Below are 16,199 nucleotides of genomic sequence, written 5' to 3' on the forward strand. Positions count from 1 at the left end.
GAATGGCACAATTCATTGCGCCCACCGAGGGTATTACCGCACTGACCGCTGCTGAGCTGGCGCAGAAGATCCACTCTCGCGAGCTGACCTCCCGTGAGGTTACCCAGGCTTTCCTCGATCGCATTGCAGAAACCAACGATGAGCTCAACGCGTTCCTGCACGTAGGTGCTGAGGAAGCACTGGCGGCTGCCGACGCCGTCGATAAGTCCCTCGACGCCGGCGAGGAGCCCGCTTCCGCCTTGGCAGGCGTGCCGCTGGCACTTAAGGACCTTCTCGTCACGACGGACGCTCCGACGACCGCTGCCTCCAAGATGCTGGAAGGCTGGGTCTCGCCTTACGACGCCACCCTGGTGACCAAGCTGCGTGAGGCCGGCATCCCTATCTTGGGTAAGACGAACCTCGACGAGTTCGCTATGGGCTCCTCGAATGAGAACTCCGCTTACGGCCCCGCCCACAACCCCTACGACACTGAGCGCACCCCGGGCGGCTCCGGTGGTGGTACTGCCGCAGCCCTTGCTTCCGGCCAGGCTCCCTTGGGCATCGGTACCGACACGGGCGGCTCCATTCGTCAGCCTGCTGCGCTGACCAACACTGTCGGCGTGAAGCCGACCTACGGCACCGTGTCCCGCTACGGCCTTATCGCCGCCGCGAGCTCCCTAGATCAGGCAGGCCCGACCGCCCGCACCGTACTGGATACCGCGCTATTGCACGAGATTATTGCCGGCCACGACTCCTTTGACGCCACGTCAGTGGACAAGCCGGTTGCTCCGGTTGTTGCGGCGGCGAAGGAGGGCGCTAATGGCGACCTGTCTGGGGTCAAGGTTGGCTTGATTAAGCAATTTGAACGTGACGGTTGGCAGCCGGGTGTGATGGAGTCTTACCACGCTGCCGTTGAGCAGCTGAAGTCCCAGGGCGCCGAAATCGTTGAGGTTGACTGCCCGCACTTCGATGACGCTTTGGCCGCGTACTACCTCATCATGCCGTGTGAAGTCTCTTCCAACCTGGCTCGTTTCGACGGCATGCGTTATGGACTCCGCGTGGGCGATGATGGCACGCACTCGGCTGAGGAGGTCATGTCGTTGTCTCGCGCTGAAGGCTTTGGACCTGAGGTTAAGCGCCGCATCATGCTGGGTACGTATGCGCTGTCTGTTGGCTACTATGACGCCTACTACTTGCAGGCTCAGCGCGTGCGTACGCTCATCGCCCAAGACTTCGCTCGTGCCTTCGAGCAAGCAGACGTCCTTGTATCCCCAACGACGCCGACCACCGCCTTCAAGCTGGGCGAGAAGGTGGAGGATCCTATGGAGATGTACAACTTCGACCTCTGCACCTTGCCTCTGAACCTCGCGGGTGTTTGTGGCATGTCTGTGCCTTCTGGTTTGGCGTCCGATACCAACCTGCCAACGGGCCTGCAGATCATGGCTCCGGCGTTCAAGGATGACCGCCTGTACAAGGTAGGCGCTGCCTACGAAGCTGGCCGCGAGTAATACTCTTCGGGTTACTTGTGGCTGGCCTATAGCAGTAACGCGTAGAAGCCAGTGACCTCCCACAATCGTGGGAGGTCACTGGCTTCTACGTGCTAGGTCATAGTGTTAGTGTTTCAGCTATTTTGCCCCGAAGAATCCTTGGCGTCGCTTCAGATCCCATGCTCCGGACGGTTGCTTCTCACAGTAGTACCAAAGGTCATCGTCCCAATAGTTCTTCTTTTCAGCCTCGAATAGGCACTCTTGCTCGGAATTGAATACTCGGACCGTTCCGCCCCAAACAATTCCTTGGGGTTATACTTCGGTCGCTGGATTGGGGACTGCAAGGGCGTGTTCTGCTGCGGCGGCAGCAGGGGCAGATGCGGACAAAACTAGTGTGGTGACAACGGTGGCAAAGAAAAACTTCTTCATGTTGGGTATTCTCTTTATTGAGAGTTATACCACATTGTAGAGAGGCGTGTATCACACATGGATGACAAGACCCTACTGTCTGTTCTGTCGAAATCTCGTGAATTTGTTTCCCCTGAAACTTCCCCATGTACTGCTCAGCTAATAGGAGTTATCGAAGCGGATATTGATGCTGGAAATGAGTTAGACTCGAAAAGGCTCCTTATGCATTTGGTAGTTGCGTTAGCAAAAATCGAAAAAGCCGCTCGTACCTAGGGTAAATCGATTTAGTCGTGTAGAGGCCAGTTATGCGGCCGTTACTTGCGCTGGGGGTAAGTGCGGCACTGCTGTCAGTTTACAGCGGGTGCCGTAGCCCAACCCGGGCGTGAACATATTGCACAGATGGATCAAGATTTTCGCCTCTGGGAAGGTGGGGAAGCGATGTGTCTTTAAGGTCTGACGGTCTGGGGCTTATATTTTCTCAGGAAGTGAATATACGTCACGAGCAGGGAAAACGTGGTCGTTAGAAAATAAAATTGCTTAAGACTTTACATTTGCATAGTCATGGGTTAGAGTGATCTTAGTGATTGCATCTGCTGGGTGCGGATCACACTGTGAGAGAGGCAAATAAAACGCCCGCGAGCGCCATTCCCTAATTGGGCGCACGCTGGGCGTTTTATTGTGGGGGCTTAGTGGGCGTCGGAAAGCGCGTAGGCGGCGCCGGCACTCGCGGCAGTGACAGTGAGGACAGACGGCCAAGCACCAATCTTCTTAGCTAGCGGGTGAGAAAGGCCGAACGCGCCTGCGTACAGTGCGGTCAATCCCGCCGTAGTTGCTGGGTTCGTCTTCGTCCACCAGCTGCGGCCAGCCCATGCGCCCGCGGCGGCGAGGACAACGCCACCGAGTGGACGAATTCCAGTCTCCCTGGCCGTGAGCCATCCGCCGATGAGACCAAGAGCCACGGTAGTGGCAGTTGAAACGTCCTGTGGTTTCTTAATATCAATCATTCCCATGACGCCCAGTGTAGGCCGGTGTCCGAGGCGACGGCTAGACTTCGCTCCATGAATCAACCCGATGCGCTACCGTCTGAAAGCCAAGCTTGGCGCGCTATGGCCGCGTTGTCCCTGGGATTTTTCATTTCTCTGCTGGACCAGACAATGATCGCCGTTGCGCTTCCCGACGTCCTCCGGGAGTTCAACGCTGGAGTCAATCAGGTGCTGTGGGTGTCTGCTATCTACTTGCTGGCTGTTGTAGTGCCCTTGCTGTTTACCGGCAGGCTCGGGGATATCTATGGGCAAAAGCGGATGTTCCAATTGGGCGTGGGTCTCTTTGGTATTGGAGCTCTCCTTTGTGCGCTGGCGCCTAACGTGGAGTTTCTCATTGCGGCTCGCGCGGTTCAGGGCTTTGGAGCTTCCGTTCAGATGCCGCAGACTATGGCGGTGATTAACCGGGTCTTTGCTCGTGAGCGGCGCGGTCGTGCGCTGGGTGTCTGGGGCATTGTGGGCTCGGTAGCGTCCTTGGCAGGACCTCTGTTGGGTGGATTCGTTGTTGCGGTCTTTGGCTGGCAGGCAGTCTTCTGGGTTCACGTTCCCTTCGTTATCGCGGCTATCGTTCTGGCAGCGCTGTGGGTGCCGTCGCTGCCAACGACGGCGAGGAAGATTGACTACGTGTCCGTGGGGGCGTCGTTTGTCGCGCTAACCTGCCTTGTCTTCGCCGTGCAGCAGGGGCCGGAGACGGGTTGGTCGTGGTGGATCTGGGCGCTTCTTGGCGTAGGTCTCGTCGGAATCGCGGTCTTTGTCAGACTGCAAAAGCGCAGCCGCGAGCCACTGATTCCACTCGAGCTCTTCGCAGACCGTAACTATTCTGCGGGCTCGGTCGCAATTGTGGCGATGGGATTTATGGCGGCGTCGATGATGATTCCCATCATGATGTGGCTGCAGGGCTCGCAAGGGCTATCCGCACGGGATGCGGGCCTCGTTGTGACACCCATGGCGCTAGTGTCGCTGTGTGTATCGCCCCTGGCAGGGATCCTTGCGGACAAGCTGGATCCACGTCGACTGGCAGCTACCGGCTTTGGAATTCTTATCGCGACATTCTTCGCCTTGTGGTTTCTCATGCATGCTGATGTCACCGCGTGGTGGTTGGCCCTGCCGTGCGCGGCGTTGGGGGCAGGGCAGTCCTTTATTTGGGGCTCTAATGCAGCCACCACCATGCGAGACATCGAGCCACAGCTTATGGGGGCAGCATCGGGCGTGTATAACACGTCGCGTCAAGTAGGCTCCGTCATCGGCGTCGCGGCGGTTTCAGCCGTCATGCAGGTGGCCGGCGCTGCGAATTCCCTCATCATCATCGTAATGATGCTGGCAGTGGGGTTGGGTGCGTCACTCTTCTTCCGCGATACCCTGCATGCAGTTACGGAACCTGCACAGCTATAGGGAAGGGGGTAGATTGGGACTCATGCGTCTTGCTGTACTGACATCCGGTGGTGATTGCCCCGGTCTAAATGCTGTTATCCGCGCGGTCGTTCGTACCGCATCTAACGAGTTCGGCGATACGGTCGTCGGCTATGAGGACGGCTGGGTTGGTCTCATGGAAGACCGCCGCCGTGACCTTTATGACGATGCAGAAATTGACCGCATCCTTCTGCGCGGCGGCACCATCCTCGGTACGGGCCGTCTGCACCCAGACAAGTTCAAGGCGGGTCTGGATACCATCAAGGCCAATATGGCCGACGCCGAAGTTGATGCGCTCATCGCCATCGGCGGTGAGGGAACCCTCAAGGGCGCCAAGTGGCTTTCTGACAACGGGATTCCGGTCGTTGGCGTGCCGAAGACTATTGACAACGATGTCAACGCTACGGACTACACCTTTGGCTTCGACACCGCGGTCTCCGTAGCAACCGACGCCATCGATCGTCTTCACACTACGGCGGAGTCCCACGACCGTATTCTCATCGTTGAGGTCATGGGCCGTCACGTGGGCTGGATTGCGCTGCATGCGGGTATGGCTGGCGGTGCACACTACACGGTGATTCCTGAGGTGCCGTTTGATATTGCCGATATCACTAAGGCCATGGAACGCCGTTTCCAGATGGGGGAGAAGTACGGCATCGTCTGTGTAGCAGAAGGTGCCCTCCCCAAGGAAGGCACGATGGACTTCGAAGAGGGCGGCGTGGACCAGTTTGGTCACCAGACCTTCAACGGTATTGGCCAAGTCATCGGCGATGAGATTAAGAAGCGCACGGGCTATGACGTGCGTACTACCGTCCTCGGTCACATCCAGCGCGGTGGTACGCCGACGGCCTATGACCGCGTCCTCGCTACTCGCTACGGCACCCACGCTGCACGCGCGGCACACAACGGTCAGTCCGGAATGTGTGTGGCCCTGCACGGCGAAAATATTAACTTGGTGCCTCTCGAAGACGCCGTGGGCAAGCTCAAGGTAGTTCCGGAAAAGCGCTACGCCAACGCGCAGGCCCTGTTCGGCTAAAGGACGCGCAGAACCACGTCTTAAAGGAAGTAATGACGAGCGTCCTCGCTTATTTTGCTGAGCAGCCAGTCTTGTTGGTCTTTTTGCTCATTGGTGTCGGCATGGCCTTGGGCGGCATTAAGAGCCGCGGCATTAGCCTTGGAGCGGCCGCGGTGCTCTTTTTGGGCATCGCCTTTTCGGCAGCGGCGTCGGCAGCTGGAGTGGAAGCATCAGTCCCGCCGATTCTGGGCATGTTCGGCCTCGTGTTGTTTGCCTTCGGAATCGGTAACAACTCCGGTGTGTCCTTCTTCAAATCCCTGAAGACTGCAACCGGGCCAGTGTTGTCCATGATTGGTGTGTTCATCATTGCCGCCATCGCCGCGTGGGGCTTGGGAACGTTTGTCTTTGAGCTTCCCCTCGCCACGATTGCTGGCACGTTTGCCGGTGCCGTTACGAATACGCCGGCACTGGCGGCGGCGTCGGAAGCCACGGGCGATCCTGGTGCTGCGACCGTGGGGTATGCGGTGGCCTACCTCTTTGGTGTTATCGGCATGCTGGTAGCGACAGTCGTCGTGCTTCGGGATGCCGGCAATGACGACGACACCCTTTCACCGGTGACCCGCCAGCACATGCAGCTGCAGCGTGAAACGTCGATTGCCGAAATTGCGGACATTGGCAATGGGGAAATCCAGGTCACGCGTCTGCGTCGCGTCGGCAGCAATGACATTGTTATCCCCAAGTACTTTGATGTACTGCATCCAGGTGACGTAGTGACGCTGGTGGGTGCACCGGAGGACCTGGACAACATTATTGAGCGCTCCGGACGTGAGTCCCCACAGATTCTCAACGACGATCGCCATGACCTAGATTTCCGCCGCATCACTATTTCAGAGCACAATCTAGCCGGACAGACCATCGCGGAGCTCAACAACCAGCTTTCTGATAGGTGGGGAGCACGCATCTCCCGTGTCCGCCGAGCTGACAATGACCAGGTAGCTATCCCCGAGCACATCGTGGAACTGGGCGACCGCGTGCGTGTGGTCGGCCGCCAGAGTGCTATGCGGGAAATTTCTAAGTTTCTAGGTGATTCTTCCCAAGGGTTGACCGACATCAACCCGGTTTCCCTTGGCTTGGGCCTTGCTTTGGGTATTTTCCTGGGCCACATCGACATTCCGATTCCGGGCGGATCTTCTTTCAATCTGGGTGCTGCGGCAGGCGTGCTCATCGTGGCACTCGTGATGGCACGAATCGGGCGCATTGGTAGCACGGTGACGGCCTTGCCGCACTCCGCAAACACCATCTTGGCGGAACTGGGGCTCTTGCTGTTCCTAGCCCAGGCAGGCACGAATGCCGGTAGTGAAATTGCCAGCGCCTTTACCAGTGGTTCGTGGTGGAAGATTCTTCTGCTTGGCATAGTTGTCACCACCATTGTGGCGACAGGGTACGCCTTTGTCTTGCGGAGGTTCTTGCATGTGGGTGCCACCAAAACTGCCGGCGCACTTGCAGGCGCGCAAACGCAGCCGGCAGTGCTGGCCTTTGTCAACAACCGCACCAGCAATGACCAGCGCGTAGCACTGGGATACGCCATGGTGTATCCGGCGGCAATGATTGCCAAGATTCTCATCACGCATGCCCTTACCGTCTTGGGCTAGCCGGTTGCGCATGGAGTCGCGCTGACATACTAAGATGGCACGCATGACTGCTGCGATGTATGACCTGATGGACTATGACGAGGTCCTAGAAAAGTTCGAACCCGTTATGGGCATGGAAGTCCACGTGGAGCTCAACACGGAGACCAAGATGTTCTCCACCTCGCCCACGAACTTCAACGCAGCCCCCAACTCCAACGTTGACCCGGTGTCCCTCGGCTTGCCGGGTGCCCTTCCTGTGGTCAACTCCAAAGGTGTGGAAGGCGCTATCAAGATTGGCCTCGCGCTGAACTGCTCCATTGCGGAGTCTTCGCGCTTTGCCCGCAAGAACTACTTCTACCCAGACCAGCCAAAGAACTACCAGATTTCCCAGTACGATGAGCCGATTGCGTACGACGGCTACCTGGACGTCGTCTTGGACGACGGTACCGAGTGGCGCGTGGAGATTGAACGCGCTCACATGGAGGAAGACACCGGCAAGCTGACCCACCTGGGTGGCGCCGATGGCCGCATTCATGGCGCGACGACGTCACTGGTGGATTGCAACCGCGCAGGTATTCCGCTCATCGAGATTGTGACGAAGCCGATTATTGGCGCCGGAGAGCGTGCCCCCGAGGTAGCCCGCGCTTATGTGTCCGCACTGCGCGAGCTCGTCGCGGCCTTGGGTGTGTCCGATGCCCGCATGGACCAGGGATCGATGCGCGTGGACTCCAACGTGTCGCTGCGCCCAGTGGGCCAGGAGGAGTTCGGTACCCGCACCGAAACCAAGAACATCAACTCGCTGCGCTCGGTAGAGCAGGCGGTGCGTTTCGAGATGCAGCGTCAGGCGCAGGTGCTTGTCGACGGCGGAGCGATCGTCCAGGAAACGCGCCACTACCAGGAAACGGACGGTTCCACGTCGAAGGGCCGCCCGAAGGAGACCGCCGAAGATTACCGCTACTTTAATGACCCAGACCTGCCGCCGGTCATCGTGTCCCGCGAGTGGGTTGAAGAGATCCGCCAGACCCTGCCGGAGATGCCGTGGATTCGCCGCGCCCGCATCCAGGAAGAGTGGGGGCTGAAGGATGAGGAGATGCGTGACCTGGTCAACGCTGGGGCACTCGACCTCATCATCGAGACCGTGGAAGCCGGCAGCACTCCGGATGAAGCCCGCTCCTGGTGGGTGTCCTACCTCACCGGTAAGGCCAACGAGGCAGGCGTAGAGCTCACCGCGCTGAGCATTACCCCGGCTCAGGTTGCACGCGTCGTCGAACTGGTCAAGGAGGGCAAGCTCACAACCAAGCTGGCACGCCAGGCGGTCGACGGTGTACTGGAAGGTGAAGGTGACGTCGATGAGGTCGTCGCCAAGCGTGGCCTCGAGGTCGTACGTGATGATGGCGCCATTGAGAAGGCTGTCGACGAGGCGCTGGCTGCCAATCCCGACATCGTGGAGAAGTACAAGGCCGGCAACAAGAAGGTCACCGGTGCCATCGTCGGTGCCGTCATGAAGGCTACCCAGGGTAAGGCGGACCCGGGTCAGGTCAACCAGCTCATCGCTAAGAAACTCTCCTAATTGGCAAAAGTTTCCATTATGCGAGGTCAGGCGCCTGCGGGGTACCGTGGGCGCCATGACTATTAGAGCGAAAGCACTGCAGAAGACCGGCCCAAACGAACCCTACAAGGTCGTCACGATTGAGCGCCGCGACCCGCGCGCCGATGACGTCGTCATCGACATTAAGGCAGCCGGCATCTGCCACTCGGATATTCACACCATCCGCAACGAGTGGGGCGAGGCGCACTTTCCACTCACCGTTGGCCATGAGATTGCCGGCGTGGTGTCCGCAGTGGGGGAGGACGTTACAAAGTTCAAGGTGGGTGACCGCGTGGGGGTTGGCTGCATGGTCAACTCCTGTGGCGAGTGCGAGCAGTGCCAGGCCGGGATGGAGCAAAACTGCCTGAACGGCAACGTTGGCACGTATAACTCCAAGGACGTCGACGGTACGATTACGCAGGGCGGTTACGCCGAGAAGGTCGTCGTCAACGAGAACTTTGTTCTCCGCATCCCAGATTCCCTTGATTTTGACGTGGCGGCGCCGTTGCTATGCGCTGGTATCACCACGTACTCGCCGCTGGCTCGCTGGGACGTCAAGGAAGGCCAGAAGGTCGCCATCGTCGGACTTGGTGGATTGGGCCACATGGGCGTGCAGATCGCTGCCGCGAAGGGCGCGGATGTCACCGTGATCTCCCGTACCTCGCGCAAGGCTGAGGATGCCAAGAAGCTAGGGGCTACCCGCCTTCTGGCCACCACGGAAGAAGAAGACTTCTTTAGGAACCACCGCGGCGAGTTTGACCTCATCTTGTCCACTATCTCCGCTGAGTATGACCTCGAAGACTACTTGCGTCTGCTCAAGCCACGCGGCATCATGTCCGTCGTCGGCCTTCCACCAGAAGCTCTCTCACTGCGCCTTAACCGTCTCGTCGGCGGCGGCAAGGTGCTCACCGGCAACAACATCGGTGGCATTGCAGAAACCCAGGAGATGCTGTACTTCTGCGCGGAGCACAACCTCGGCGCAGTCATCGAAAAGGTCAGCGTCGATGAGGTCGACGCCGCCTATGATCGCGTCGTAGCCGGTGACGTCAGATTCCGCTGTGTTATTGATACTGCGACGTTTGCAGACCACCAAGGATAGAAGGACTCTGTGACCTAGAGCGGAGGCTGCGGTGATATTGCTCATTGGCGAAAGTATTTTGGAGTAATATCTCGGCCGCCGTACCTACATTTTCTTTTCTGCTGGGCGTACCGTGGACATAAGTCTTGCGCCATGCTTCTGACGGGAGGTGTGGCGCGTTTTTATTCCTTCACAATCAGAAAAGAAGATGGATATACGTGTCGTATAAAAACGTTGTGGGCATTGCCCTGTCCTTTATCGGCCTGCTTGTCGGAGCCGGCTTCGCAACGGGCCAGGAAGTTGTCCAGTATTTTACGTCCTTTGGAATCAACGGAATCTGGGGCATCGTGGTTGCCGGCCTTGTTATGACCTTGGCCGGTACCGTGTTCCTTCAGCTGGGCAGCTACTTCCATGCCAGCGAGCACAATCAGGTGTTCCGAAACATTACCCACCCGATCATTTCGCGCATTCTCGACGTCGCCGTAATTCTTACCCTCTTCGCGGTGGGATTCGTCATGCTGGCTGGCGCAGGTTCCAACATGCAGCAGCAATTCGGTTGGCCGGCGTGGGTTGGTTCGCTGCTCATGCTCGTGCTCGTCCTAGTGACCGGCATGATGGACGTGGACAAGGTCTCCCGTGTCATCGGCCTGCTGACCCCGTCCATCATCATTGCGGTGCTGTTTGTGGGCGGCTACACCTTGATGCACATGCCGGAAAACGTCTCCGCTGCCATCGACGCCTCCGCGGCCATTGAATCTCCGATTCCGAACTGGCTGATTTCTGCACTCAACTACAACGGCCTAGCCCTCATTCTGGCCGTGTCAATGTCACTGGTCATCGGCGGTGACAACATCAGCCCGCGCGAAGCGGGCTGGGGCGGCGTCGTGGGTGGCGCGGTCTATGCTGTGCTCATGGGTATCGCCGGCTTCTCTTTGCTCATGAACGCGGAGGCCGTTGGTGATTCGGACATCCCGATGCTCACCTTGGTCGATGAGATTCACCCGACTCTCGGCCTCATCATGGCCGTCATCATTTACCTGATGATCTTCAATACGGCTATCGGCATGTTCTATGCGCTGGGCAAGCGCCTATCGTCCGGCAACGAATCGAAATACCGCATCATCTTTATCGCCGGCTGCCTTGCAGGTTTCGCGGTATCATTCGCTGGCTTCAAGGCGCTGATGCAGTATGTCTATCCAGTACTGGGGTACATGGGAATCGTGCTCGTGGCCATTCTGGTCTTTGGGTGGCTGCGTTCTTTGAGCCAGATTAAGGACGAAGGCCTGCGTCGAGAGCGCATTCGCGCGCTGCTGCACCTCAAGCTGCACCCGGATGAGGACTACGATGCCGAGCGCTACGACGACGAGATTGGTCAGCAGATTGCTGACTCCAACATGGATGATGAAGCGTTGTACGAGGATCTTGTCACGGAGGTCGTAGACGAATTGCACGGCGACGATGACGTGGACTTCGACAAAGAGAAGTGGGAAGAAAGCCGCAACGACCACACCTACTACACCGAGCGCGACGGCGTGGAGCAAGATCGCAGCGAGGAAGAAATCAAGGAGTGGGTCGAGGAGACCGGCGCCGTCGGCGACCCCGCTGAGGACGAGCCCGTAGAGGGCCGCCCCGCTCAGGATTAGTGGAGCAGCAGCTTTGCCGTTAGTGCAATCATGACGCAGCCGATGACGATGTTAACGATGCGCCACGTCGCCGGCTTCGCCAGCACATTAGAAAGCTTGTAGGCACCGAAGCCGAGGGAGGGGAACCAGACGGCACTGGCAAGGACGGCCCCGGCTGCGAAGACCCAGCGCTGTTCGCCGTATTGGTTGGCAATGCCGCCGAGCATGACCAGTGCATCAACATAGGCTAGGGGGTTAAGCCACGTCAGCGCCATTGCTGCCATGACGGGCTTGACCCAAGACTTGGAGCGTACGCGGGGACGAATCTTCGTCAGGACTGAGCCTCCCGGCGCATCGCTATTGCCGCCGTTAGCGTCAACCGATGCGGCGACGGGTTCGGTTTTCTGGACGACGAGTGCCTCTTGCTCCTTCTTAAAGGCATCGCGGAAGCAGGTGAAGCCAAAGTAGATGAGGTAGGCAGCGCCAAGATACTTCACCACGGTCAGAGCGGTGGGGAAGCGCTCCACCAGAATGCCCACACCAGCGGTGCCGGCGTTGATCAGGACGACGTCGGACAGCAAACAAGCAAGCAGAATCGCACCGACGTGATCGCGTTTGATGCCCATCTTGATGATGTAGGCGTTCTGCGGTCCAATGGCGATGATGAGGGAGAGTCCCAGCGCAAATCCTGCGAGCAATACTGACATGGCATCCAGTGTGCGGAAGAATGCATATGAAGTCCAGTTAAGTGTTCTACAGCTGGTTTAAAATAGCTTCATGAACCCACTCCATACCGAAACTTTGCTGGCCATCGTCGATGAGGGCTCTTTCGAGGCGGCCGCAAGTGTGTTAGGAATCACTCCTTCTGCCGTGAGTCAGCGCATCAAAGCGCTTGAGGTCTCGACCGGACGCATCCTGTTGCGTCGCGGAAATCCCGTCACTGTGACTGAAGCCGGCGAGATCGTCGCCCAAGCAGCGCGGCGCATGGCGCTCGTCCAAGCGGAGGCGGATGCCCGCCTTACTGAGCGCCTTTCTCGAGTGCCTCTGACCGTGGCGATTAACTCTGATTCACTTGCTACGTGGTTTCAGTCTGTTGTGCAGAAGACCGCTGCGCGTGGGGAAGCAGCTCTGCGTATCCGCATTGAGGATGAGGCGCGTACATTAGCCATGTTGCGTCGCGGCGATGTCCTCGGTGCGGTGACCCGCGAGCACACGCCGGTGTCTGGCTGCGAATCGACGTACCTGGGCACCATGCGCTATTTCGCTGTCGCTGCACCGAGTCTCGCGGAGAGCTTCGAGGATTGGGACACGCTTCCTATCGTGGGATTTGGGCCGAATGATGCCACCCTTGATGATGCGATGCGCGAAAGGTTTATTGATTCCCGTGTTCTGCGCGCGCGGGTCTCACAGATCCCCTCGTCTGAGTCATATGTCGAGGCAGTGCGCTTTGGACTGGGGTGGGGCCTGGTGCCGCGGCTGCAGGCGCAGCCTCTGTTGGATGCGGGGGAGCTGGTGCTTCTCGACGATTTCCCGCTCGACATCGACCTCTATTGGCAGCGATGGCGCCTCGAATCTGAGGTGCTTGCAGACCTCACCGCTGACGTCCTGGCCGCTGGCCGGGCAGTTTTAGCTACACGCCGCGCCGAACAGGATGCACCATAAGGACCGTGCGCTGGCTTAAGTTGGAGGCATGAGCGATAAGACTCCTGATAAAGCAACCGACATCGACGATGACATCCCAACCTACAACTCTGGTGCTAACTCCGTAAAGGCGGGCAAGCTTGACAAGGCAGAGACCACCACTGACGCAGTGACTGATAAGGCTTCCGGCAGCGCTTCTGCTGAGGAGCCGAAGAAGAGCCGTCTTTTCCAGCGTGCTGGCCGCGCTGAGCCGACGGTTATTAAGCCAAAGCCAGCGGAGGCCGCCACGACCGACTCTGCACCTACGTCTGATCCTGCTGCTGAGGCCAAGACCGAAACCTTCGAGAGTGCTTCCCGTGACACTCGCGACTCCCTGTCTTTTGATAGCTCCGCTGCAGATACTGAGACCACCGCTTTTCCGCGAGCAGAAGCCACTGCAGAGCCTTCAGCTGAGACGTACGATGACGTGCCGAGCACCGTCGCTGTGGCTGACCCGGCTATCGAGTCTGATTCTGAGACCAGGGTGACCGAGGAGGAGCCTCAGCGAGCTCGCCGCGGCACCATCGACTTCGGTCTGCTTTTTGTGCGCTTGGCGCTGAGCATCTACCTGCTCGTCGCCGGTGCATCGACATTCTTCAAGCTTGGCGGCAATGAGGGCCTGTCGGGACTAGAGAATGAGTACGGCGAGTACACCATGGCGGCCGCGCTGGCCATTGGTGTTCCGACCGTCCAGCTCATCGCAGGCGCCTTCCTGCTGCTCGGCTTGGTGACTCCGCTGGCGGCGATGTTCGGCCTTATTGTGACTGGCTTCGAGGCCATTCACGGACTCAACGCCTCGGGCGATGGCCTTGATGTCTTTGCCTGGAACGAAAGCGTGTGGCTGGGCCTCGTGCTGTTCGCCATCGCGGTAGCACTGCAGTTCACCGGTCCGGGTTTCATCTCCCTGGACTTCAACCGTTCCTGGACCCGCCGCCCACTGGCGACATCCTGGATTTTCATCGTCATTGGCGTCGCGGCACTCGTTGCTATCTGGTGGTTCGGAGCAGGTGTTAATCCGCTGAGCTAAGCCCCTCCCTCTTGTTGTTTTCCATTGTGTAAAGTAAGTTGATTTCCGGAATGGAAAACAACGCGGTGGAAGCCGCGAGAGGGGAGTCTTCGTCATGGCGGATCAGGATGTCCGGGAAGCACTCGCATTTGCGGAAAAGCAACACGCAGACGCGGCCAAGCGGCCGCCCGTTTGGTTGACTCTGCTTGCGGCGGTGGCCTACGGAGCTTGGTTTGCCTATATGTGGATCAAGGATGATGTCCACCCGCTCGTCGTCGTGGGTGGGCTTCTGCTAGTTCTCGGCCTTCTGATAGGGCTGGCTTTCTTTTATCGCACGGGGGTTCGGGATTCGATGCGCCAGAAGGTGGATCCTCATGCTTCCCGTAGCGTTACGTGGCGCTACTACGCAGGATTAGGATTTTTGTTTTTACCGGCGCTCTTCAATCCCTTCGTTGAAGGTCACCTCGTTGCCTCGTGTATTGCGGGTGTCCTGTGTGCTGCGGCGGTCTTCTGGACTCTGCACACGGGTGCTCTGGATCGGATGCCGCGATGAATGGCCTCGACCCTGTTATTCACCCGCTCAACCGCTTCAAAATCTGTGCCACGCTCAATGCTTTTGGGGCCACGCAGGGCGGAGACGTTAATCGCGAGATGAAATTCGCTATGTTGCGAGACCGCACGGAGCTTTCCGATGCCTCCCTGTCCAAGCAACTCGGAGCTCTGGAAAAAGCCGGCTACGTGACGCGCTTCCGCGAGTACGGAACCAGCCGCGCTAAAGATTCAGTGTGGGTTGCGCTCACGGAGAAAGGTGCAGTGGCCTTTAGAGGTCACTTAGCAGCGCTCAAGGCTCTAGCCGAGGGCTGAGATCTGAATCGTGGCAATGAATGAGGTGCCCAAGTTGCCAAAGTTTTCCCTCGCGCGGCAATGACGGCGCATAACTTTGGCAGGTAGGGCAGTGTGCATCCCGAATCTGCGTTTGGCTTAGCTGCTAGGGGGCGCAGCGAGTGCAGCATGAGGTTTGTCTGCTTGGGTGTCCTTAACCTTGAGGCAGATGGCGTAGAGCGCCCACGCTAGGAGCGCGAGCCACACGAAGTCATCGACCAGGAATTTCTGATACAGCGGCATCGTGTGGACATCGATGTTATCGCCGAACCACCATTTGCCTGGGACGGTGACGAGCATGCCTACCCAGGCCGCGAGCACTGCCAGTAGACTGCCGGCGACCCAGGTGGACTGGCGCCAAGTCCACGCGCGGTACATCATCACCGGCACGATGAGGGAGAGCCAGACCCAGTGGTGAGACCACGAGACTGGGGAGATGAGCAGCATGACGGTGGCGGTGGTGAGGTGGGCGTCGACAAGCAGCCCCTGCTTTACCTGCGCCACAATGAGCGCGGAACCTAGAGCGATGACAGCCAGGGCCGCCACGAGCCACAGCACGTTGATGAGCGGGCCGTGGTTGTCCATGGCCTCCTGAGACGTAAAGAGGCGCTGGATGACGCCCTTGAGGGAGGAATTGGACTGATAGGCCGTGCCCACGCCGAAGTCCCCACCGGAGCCCATGTCGAGCAGCTTCGAGGTGAAGAATTCCACGAAGGCATCCCAGCGGTAGGCAGCGGCTAGCAACGTGGCGACAACCGCGGAGATGAAAGCAGTAAGAATCGGCTTCCACTCGCGGCGCAGCAAAAAGTACAGCAGCATGGCCAGCGGCGTAATTTTGATGGCCGCTGCACAACCGATGAGCCAGCCTTGGGGCAGCCAACGCTTGCGCGGCACGAGGTCAAAAACAACCAACGCCATGATGACGATATTGATCTGGGCAAAGCCATTGTTGAGGCGAATAGGCTCAAAGAACATCGTGGCTGCCCACACCAGCGCCACTACGGGCAACAGCGGCTTGACCTTCAGCGCGTGGAATATGGCATACAGGCAGGCCAACACGAGAGCGTCGGAGATGACGATCATGATGTTGCCCGCCATATCATCACTCATCCAGTCAAAGACCGTGAGAGGCACCATGACGAGCGCGCCGAAGGGTGGGTAGATAAAGGGGAGCGCTAGATCACCGGCGTACATGGGCTCCGAATAGACCGAGCGGCCCTCCATGAAGGCGCGCACGCCCTCGCGGTAAATGATCATGTCCACTGGGAAGTCCGTGTGGAGGACGTGGCGGATGAGGCCGACCAGGCCCACGATGAGCCCCGCGGCGGTTAACAGCGTGCGCCCAAAGGCGTTAGTGGCGAATTTCATCGCCT

Annotated in this window: 15 protein-coding genes; 12 read left to right on the forward strand and 3 right to left on the reverse strand. The window is 58.6% G+C overall.

The annotated features are described in order from the left end of the window. The first annotated feature begins 2 nt into the window (after positions 1–2). Both gatA and NX84_RS12800 read left to right on the forward strand, forming a co-directional pair. Complete coding sequence (gene gatA, locus NX84_RS06505) at positions 3–1,487, forward strand: Asp-tRNA(Asn)/Glu-tRNA(Gln) amidotransferase subunit GatA (protein WP_039675082.1); 1,485 nt, start codon at positions 3–5, stop codon at positions 1,485–1,487. 465 nt (positions 1,488–1,952) lie between these two features. Next, positions 1,953–2,147, forward strand: a complete 195-nt coding sequence (locus tag NX84_RS12800) for a hypothetical protein (RefSeq protein WP_126297606.1) — start codon at positions 1,953–1,955, stop codon at positions 2,145–2,147. A gap of 413 nt (positions 2,148–2,560) precedes the next feature. Here the strand turns inward: NX84_RS12800 and NX84_RS06510 are convergent, their stop codons facing one another. Beyond that, positions 2,561–2,884 (reverse strand): hypothetical protein, encoded by a 324-nt coding sequence (locus NX84_RS06510; protein ID WP_039675084.1) that lies wholly within the window; start codon positions 2,882–2,884, stop codon positions 2,561–2,563. A 48-nt stretch (positions 2,885–2,932) separates the two neighbouring features. Between NX84_RS06510 and NX84_RS06515 the strand changes: the two genes are divergently transcribed. The 6 genes from NX84_RS06515 (at position 2,933) to NX84_RS06540 (ending at position 11,279) form a co-directional block, all read left to right on the forward strand. Next, entirely contained in the window at positions 2,933–4,306 is a 1,374-nt protein-coding gene (locus tag NX84_RS06515) for a DHA2 family efflux MFS transporter permease subunit (protein WP_039675086.1), read from the forward strand. Between the two features lie 22 nt (positions 4,307–4,328). After that, the gene (locus NX84_RS06520) at positions 4,329–5,360 is read left to right on the forward strand and encodes a 6-phosphofructokinase (protein WP_039675088.1); all 1,032 of its coding nucleotides are present in this window, start codon (positions 4,329–4,331) and stop codon (positions 5,358–5,360) included. Between the two features lie 32 nt (positions 5,361–5,392). Further along, the gene (locus NX84_RS06525; RefSeq protein ID WP_039675089.1) at positions 5,393–6,991 is read left to right on the forward strand and encodes an aspartate:alanine exchanger family transporter; all 1,599 of its coding nucleotides are present in this window, start codon (positions 5,393–5,395) and stop codon (positions 6,989–6,991) included. Positions 6,992–7,034: 43 nt separating this feature from the next. Then, entirely contained in the window at positions 7,035–8,540 is a 1,506-nt protein-coding gene (gene gatB, locus NX84_RS06530; RefSeq protein ID WP_039675499.1) for an Asp-tRNA(Asn)/Glu-tRNA(Gln) amidotransferase subunit GatB, read from the forward strand. 55 nt (positions 8,541–8,595) lie between these two features. Then, the gene (locus tag NX84_RS06535) at positions 8,596–9,657 is read left to right on the forward strand and encodes an NAD(P)-dependent alcohol dehydrogenase (RefSeq protein ID WP_039675090.1); all 1,062 of its coding nucleotides are present in this window, start codon (positions 8,596–8,598) and stop codon (positions 9,655–9,657) included. Between the two features lie 197 nt (positions 9,658–9,854). After that, positions 9,855–11,279 carry a YkvI family membrane protein gene (locus tag NX84_RS06540; protein ID WP_039675091.1) on the forward strand — a complete coding sequence of 475 codons (1,425 nt, stop codon included), beginning with the start codon at positions 9,855–9,857 and terminating at the stop codon, positions 11,277–11,279. Here the strand turns inward: NX84_RS06540 and NX84_RS06545 are convergent. Next, the gene (locus NX84_RS06545) at positions 11,276–11,965 is read right to left on the reverse strand and encodes a LysE/ArgO family amino acid transporter (RefSeq protein WP_039675092.1); all 690 of its coding nucleotides are present in this window, start codon (positions 11,963–11,965) and stop codon (positions 11,276–11,278) included. The genes NX84_RS06540 and NX84_RS06545 overlap by 4 nt on opposite strands. 70 nt (positions 11,966–12,035) lie before the next feature. Here NX84_RS06545 and NX84_RS06550 point away from each other — a divergent pair, with 70 nt between their 5' ends. From NX84_RS06550 to NX84_RS06565, 4 genes are all read left to right on the forward strand, one after another. Continuing rightward, positions 12,036–12,920 carry a LysR family transcriptional regulator ArgP gene (locus NX84_RS06550; protein ID WP_039675094.1) on the forward strand — a complete coding sequence of 295 codons (885 nt, stop codon included), beginning with the start codon at positions 12,036–12,038 and terminating at the stop codon, positions 12,918–12,920. A 28-nt stretch (positions 12,921–12,948) separates the two neighbouring features. Beyond that, complete coding sequence (locus NX84_RS06555; RefSeq protein ID WP_039675096.1) at positions 12,949–13,965, forward strand: DoxX family protein; 1,017 nt, start codon at positions 12,949–12,951, stop codon at positions 13,963–13,965. A gap of 94 nt (positions 13,966–14,059) precedes the next feature. Continuing rightward, positions 14,060–14,497 carry a hypothetical protein gene (locus NX84_RS06560; protein ID WP_039675098.1) on the forward strand — a complete coding sequence of 146 codons (438 nt, stop codon included), beginning with the start codon at positions 14,060–14,062 and terminating at the stop codon, positions 14,495–14,497. After that, positions 14,494–14,808: a transcriptional regulator gene (locus NX84_RS06565; RefSeq protein WP_039675101.1), complete on the forward strand. Its 315-nt coding sequence runs from the start codon at positions 14,494–14,496 to the stop codon at positions 14,806–14,808. Before NX84_RS06560 ends, NX84_RS06565 begins: the two co-directional genes overlap by 4 nt. 117 nt (positions 14,809–14,925) lie before the next feature. Here NX84_RS06565 and NX84_RS06570 read toward each other — a convergent pair whose 3' ends face one another. Continuing rightward, positions 14,926–16,194: a glycosyltransferase family 87 protein gene (locus NX84_RS06570; protein ID WP_039675103.1), complete on the reverse strand. Its 1,269-nt coding sequence runs from the start codon at positions 16,192–16,194 to the stop codon at positions 14,926–14,928. Positions 16,195–16,199: the final 5 nt, after the last annotated feature.

This window comes from Corynebacterium minutissimum (assembly GCF_000805675.1).
Taxonomy (GTDB): domain Bacteria; phylum Actinomycetota; class Actinomycetes; order Mycobacteriales; family Mycobacteriaceae; genus Corynebacterium; species Corynebacterium minutissimum.

What these genes read in the sequence shown, in the direction of transcription:
- gatA (WP_039675082.1), top strand. Translation starts at nt 3, where the DNA reads ATGGCACAATTCATTGCGCCCACCGAGGGTATTACCGCACTGACCGCT.
- NX84_RS12800 (WP_126297606.1), top strand. Translation starts at nt 1,953, where the DNA reads ATGGATGACAAGACCCTACTGTCTGTTCTGTCGAAATCTCGTGAATTT.
- NX84_RS06510 (WP_039675084.1), bottom strand. Translation starts at nt 2,884, where the DNA reads ATGGGAATGATTGATATTAAGAAACCACAGGACGTTTCAACTGCCACT.
- NX84_RS06515 (WP_039675086.1), top strand. Translation starts at nt 2,933, where the DNA reads ATGAATCAACCCGATGCGCTACCGTCTGAAAGCCAAGCTTGGCGCGCT.
- NX84_RS06520 (WP_039675088.1), top strand. Translation starts at nt 4,329, where the DNA reads ATGCGTCTTGCTGTACTGACATCCGGTGGTGATTGCCCCGGTCTAAAT.
- NX84_RS06525 (WP_039675089.1), top strand. Translation starts at nt 5,393, where the DNA reads ATGACGAGCGTCCTCGCTTATTTTGCTGAGCAGCCAGTCTTGTTGGTC.
- gatB (WP_039675499.1), top strand. Translation starts at nt 7,035, where the DNA reads ATGACTGCTGCGATGTATGACCTGATGGACTATGACGAGGTCCTAGAA.
- NX84_RS06535 (WP_039675090.1), top strand. Translation starts at nt 8,596, where the DNA reads ATGACTATTAGAGCGAAAGCACTGCAGAAGACCGGCCCAAACGAACCC.
- NX84_RS06545 (WP_039675092.1), bottom strand. Translation starts at nt 11,965, where the DNA reads ATGTCAGTATTGCTCGCAGGATTTGCGCTGGGACTCTCCCTCATCATC.
- NX84_RS06550 (WP_039675094.1), top strand. Translation starts at nt 12,036, where the DNA reads ATGAACCCACTCCATACCGAAACTTTGCTGGCCATCGTCGATGAGGGC.
- NX84_RS06555 (WP_039675096.1), top strand. Translation starts at nt 12,949, where the DNA reads ATGAGCGATAAGACTCCTGATAAAGCAACCGACATCGACGATGACATC.
- NX84_RS06560 (WP_039675098.1), top strand. Translation starts at nt 14,060, where the DNA reads ATGGCGGATCAGGATGTCCGGGAAGCACTCGCATTTGCGGAAAAGCAA.
- NX84_RS06565 (WP_039675101.1), top strand. Translation starts at nt 14,494, where the DNA reads ATGAATGGCCTCGACCCTGTTATTCACCCGCTCAACCGCTTCAAAATC.
- NX84_RS06570 (WP_039675103.1), bottom strand. Translation starts at nt 16,194, where the DNA reads ATGAAATTCGCCACTAACGCCTTTGGGCGCACGCTGTTAACCGCCGCG.